The organism is Saccharopolyspora sp., from assembly GCF_017434145.1.
GTDB lineage: Bacteria > Actinomycetota > Actinomycetes > Mycobacteriales > Pseudonocardiaceae > Saccharopolyspora_C > Saccharopolyspora_C galaxeae.
The window spans coordinates 1-4,360 of sequence record NZ_JAFRFW010000175.1 but is presented as its reverse complement, the minus strand read 5'-3'; the positions used below and the strand labels follow the sequence as shown (position 1 = coordinate 4,360).

The 4,360-nt window shown below is 70.0% G+C and carries 4 protein-coding genes and 1 pseudogene; 2 read left to right on the top strand and 3 right to left on the bottom strand.

What is annotated here, in order from left to right:
• A pseudogene (locus tag IJH84_RS04995) lies at positions 1 to 369 on the bottom strand (protein-L-isoaspartate O-methyltransferase); the annotation flags it as partial.
• Between the two features lie 333 nt (positions 370 to 702).
• Between IJH84_RS04995 and IJH84_RS04990 the strand changes: the two are divergent.
• Positions 703 to 918 (top strand): hypothetical protein, encoded by a 216-nt coding sequence (locus IJH84_RS04990; RefSeq protein ID WP_200071892.1) that lies wholly within the window; start codon positions 703 to 705, stop codon positions 916 to 918.
• A gap of 56 nt (positions 919 to 974) precedes the next feature.
• The gene (locus IJH84_RS04985) at positions 975 to 1,907 is read left to right on the top strand and encodes a DUF5996 family protein (protein ID WP_295140814.1); all 933 of its coding nucleotides are present in this window, start codon (positions 975 to 977) and stop codon (positions 1,905 to 1,907) included.
• Positions 1,908 to 1,917: 10 nt separating this feature from the next.
• On the opposite strand, the gene IJH84_RS04980 is transcribed toward IJH84_RS04985, so the two are convergent.
• Both IJH84_RS04980 and IJH84_RS04975 read right to left on the bottom strand, forming a co-directional pair.
• Complete coding sequence (locus IJH84_RS04980) at positions 1,918 to 2,919, bottom strand: iron-siderophore ABC transporter substrate-binding protein (RefSeq protein WP_200071894.1); 1,002 nt, start codon at positions 2,917 to 2,919, stop codon at positions 1,918 to 1,920.
• Between the two features lie 91 nt (positions 2,920 to 3,010).
• Positions 3,011 to 3,976: a YihY/virulence factor BrkB family protein gene (locus tag IJH84_RS04975; RefSeq protein ID WP_295140811.1), complete on the bottom strand. Its 966-nt coding sequence runs from the start codon at positions 3,974 to 3,976 to the stop codon at positions 3,011 to 3,013.
• Positions 3,977 to 4,360 lie beyond the last annotated feature (384 nt).

Genomic DNA, 4,360 nt, shown 5'->3' with positions numbered 1-4,360 from the left:
GACCACCTGCCCGGTTCCGCCGACCCGTTCGCAGAGCAAAGCCGCGTTCCAGCCGGTTCCGGTGCCGATTTCCAGCACTCGGTGCCCTGGACGCACGTCCAGCGCGTCCAGCATGTCCGCGACCAGCGACGGCTGGCTGCACGAACTGCTCGGGACGCGGGTGCGGTCGTGCGGCTGCCCGTCGTCGGGCTGCCCGTCGTCCAGTTGCGTGGTGATCGGCTGGTCCGCGGCCACCATCCCGCGCCACCGCGCCGGTTCGGAATCCCTGCTGATCCTGGTGAACTCGTCGGTCTCCGGCTCGTAGTCCCAGATCACCGCGGGGATGAAGGCCGCACGCGGCACCGCGAGCCGCTCGCGCCAATCCGGCACCGCTGCCTACTTCTTCTCGCCGCCGGGGCGTTCGTGCTTGTTGCCGTCGTCGTCGCTTTGCCAGGTCTCCCACTTGTCCGGTTGCGGTTTTCCCTGCCCGTCCCGGTCGGAGTCTCGTTTGCCCATTCGTCGCCTCCTGGTTTTCGGTCCTTTCCTGGTTGTATCGGATCGAAACCGGGTAGGTTTATCCGCCGATCGGCGGTCTTTTCCGCAGGAAATTTGCTAGCGGAAAATGGATCGCGCAATTTCCGGAAAGTTGATGCGGGCGCCCGCGGTGGCGCGAGCGCGGCGAGGGGCTGCGCCCCGCGCACCCGAGTGCGCGACGATGGGCGCATGAACGACCGCGACGAGCAAGACGGACCCGGCTTCGAAGAAGGACCGAACACGGTGTGCTTCGGCTGCGCCGGGTTCCGCAAGCTGAGCGAGCCGCGGCTCTACCTGATCCAGGCGACCACCGACACCCAGACCGGCATGACGATGGGCGAGTGGCGGACCTGCCCGCACTGCAACGGCGCGGGCAAGCTGCCCGGTGTCCGGCCGCCGGTGTGACGGCTGCGTTCAGCTGAACGCGGACTCACCATGGGCCTCCGGGGAAGGAGGCCGCGATGGAGCAATGGCCGAGCCTGCGGGTCGCCGACTGGGCGGAAACGCGGGAAACGCTGCACATGTGGACGCAGATCGTCGGCAAGGTCCGGATGGCGCACGCACCGCTGGTGAACCACTGGTGGCAGGTGGCGTTGTACGTGACCCCGCGCGGGCTGACCACCTCGGCGGTGCCCTCCGAAACCGGCGTGTTCGACGCCGAGTTCGACTTCTGCGAGCACGTGCTGCGCATCCGCTCGTCCACCGGGGACGAGCGGCGGGTCGGGCTGGAACCGAAACCGGTGGCGCTGTTCTACGAGGAGACGATGGCCGGGCTGGACGCGCTGGGCCTGCACACCTCGATCCAGCCGGTGCCCAACGAGATCGAAGAAGCCGTGCCGTTCGCCGAGGACACCCTGCACGCCTCCTACGATCCCGCGGCCGCGCACCTTTGGTGGCGCCAGCTGGTGGCCGCGCACCGCGTGCTGAGCCGGTTCCGCGCCGAATTCACCGGCAAGGTCAGTCCGGTGCACTTCTTCTGGGGCGCGATGGACCTCGCGGTGACCCGGTTCTCCGGGCGCCCGGCACCGCGGCATCCGGGCGGGGCGCCGAACTGCCCGGACCGGGTCATGGTGGAGGGGTACTCGCACGAGCTCAGCAGCTGCGGCTTCTGGCCCGGCGGTGCGGGCGAGGGCTTGTTCTACGCCTACGCCTACCCGGAACCGGCCGGTTTCCAGGATCATCCGGTGCAGCCGGGCGAAGCCGCTTACCACCCGGAACTCGGCGAGTTCGTACTGCCCTACGACGCGGTGCGCACTGCCGAAGACCCGGACGGCACGCTGCTGCGGTTCCTGCGGACCAGCTACGAAGCCGCTGCCGAGAACGGCGGCTGGGACCGGCGGGCGTTGGAGGACCAACCGACGCAGCGCGCCTACACCGCCCGGACTCCTGCGTGAGCGGTGGAGATCAGGCCCGCTGCAACGCCTGCGTGATCATCGGCGTCAACCGCTGCAGCGCGAACGGGATGCTGGTGACCGTCGCCGACCCGAGCGCCATCGTCACGTCGTAGTCGTCCAGCAGCAGCAGCGAACCGCGCTTGGCCGCCGGCAGGTTGTTCAGCAGCGGATCGGCCCGCACCGTCGCCACGTCGGACGGTTTGGCGGTGGTCACGATGACCACGTCCGCATCCAGCAGCGACACCTGCTCCTTGCTGACCTTCACGTTGAACTTGCCGCCGTCGTCCAGGTCGTCGATCGAGGGGGCCAGCTTCAGGCCGAGCTGCTCGAGCAGCGCCGTCCGCGCGTCCTGCTTGGTGTAGGCGGCGTAGGTGCCCGCGGAGTCGGTGCGCACCGTCACGTGCGTGCGGCCCTCGAACTGCGGGTTGGCCTGCCGGGTGCGGTCGATGCGGGTTTGGGTGTCCGCGATCAGCCTGTCCGCCTCGGCCTTCTTGCCCAGCGCGCGGCCCATCGTCTCGGCCTGCACCCGCCAGTTCACGCCGTAGTCGATCGAGCCGGGCGGCTGCGCCACGACCGGGGCGAACGCGGAGAGCCGGTTGTACTGGTCCTGCGTGAGCGCGCTCTGCAGCCCGACGATCACCTCCGGCGCCAGCGCGATGACCTGCTCCACGTCGACCTCGCTGCCCAGCAGCTTCGGGTGCTGCCCGCGCAGCATCGGCTCCACCCACGGGCCGACGCCGGACTGCCACGGTCCCCACTGGGTCAGCCCGGCGGGCACCACGCCCAGCGGCAGCGCCGCGTCGTGGTCGGTGATGCCCAGCGTGACGATGTTGCCGGGCGCGGCGGGAACCTCCGCGGTGCCGAACTTGTTGGGGATCCGCGCCGCCGGTGCCGCTCGGCCGGCGGGGGAACCACCGGCGCAGGCGGACAGTCCGGCGGCGGCGAGGCCGGTGGCACCGGCGAGGAACGCACGGCGGCCGAACCGGGCGTGCGGGGTTCGGGCAGAGGTCATCGCGCTTCCCTCCAAGTCGACAAGGAAGGCTAACCTAACAAATGAGCGGATCTCTGCGCTGTGACTTGTGCGTCGTTTTCGCGCCGGGCGCTCAGGAATCCGGGGATTCCGGGGCTTCCGGAGAACCGGGGAGTTCGAGTGCGCGACGGGCCCGCGCCGTGGCACGGGACGGCTGAACGCTGTCCAACTCCGCATTGATCGTGGCGCCGAGCAGCACCGCGAACGCGGTGACGTAGAGCCACAGCAGCACGCCCATCGGAGCCGCCAGCGCGCCGTAGACCGGGGAGTGCTCGATGGTCACGTCCAGGTAGATCCGCAGCCCGAAACTGCCGCCCAGCCACACCAGCAACGCCAGCGCGGCCCCCGGCACGTGCTCCAGCCAAGGCGTGCGCAGCGGGACGGACAGCACGTACAGCGTGCTCAGCGACGCGATCGAACCGACCACGATCAGCGGCCAGTACAGCGCGTACACCACGACCGCGGCCTGCGGGAACCACCCGGCGATCACCGACGGCCCCACCGCCAGCAGCGGCAGCAGCACGATCCCGCCGAACAGCGCGGCCGTGTACAGCCCCACCGACATCAGCCGCTGCCGCACCAGATTGCGCTGCCCGCCGAGCCCGTAGACCACCGAGATCGTGTCGATGTAGACGTTCAGCGCCGCCGAACCGGACCACAGCGCCAGCACGAACCCGAGCGAGATGATCCCGGCCCGCCCGGTGCTGAGCACCTCGTCCAGCACCGGCTGCATCATCTGGTCGATGGCCTGCTGGGACAGCACCGCGGACGCGCCGTGCACCAGCGAGTTCCGCACCGCCGCGACGGTGCCACCGCCGAGCACGCCCGCCAGGTAGCCGAGCGTGCCCACCAGCCCCAGCAGCACCGGCGGCAGCGAGATGAGGGTGAAGAACGCGGCCTCCCCGGCCAGTCCGGTGAGCCGGTGCCGGGAGCTGGCGGCCACCGTCTTCTTGGTGAGCCGCCACAGCCCCCGCAGGTGCCGGTTGCGCGGCTGACCGTGCCGGATGCGGTCGAGGATCGTCGGCTGCTGTCCCAACACGGTTGCCCCTTCTCGGCTCGGGCGGCGCCGGTGCGTCGCGAGTCGTGCGGAGTCCGATACCCGCTGGCCGACCAGTGTTACGGCATAGTGCAGTGGATCACCCGGCCGGGGTAAGGAGTTGGTCCGGTCGGCCCGGTCGCCGCGGTCGGATCTCAGTGAACGGACTGTTCGCCCCAGTGGTTCGGACGAACGGTCCGTTCACTCCAGGAGGACCGGATAGCGTGGGGGCTCCGGTACAGCAGTCCCAGGAGAACCAGTGCAGAACTTCCTCACCGGTGCCCGCACGCTCGGCACCGGCTTCCGCGTGCTCCTGCGTTCGCCGAAGCTGCTGGTGATCGGCGCGATCCCGGCGCTGATCAGCGCGGTGCTGCTGGTCGGCGCGCT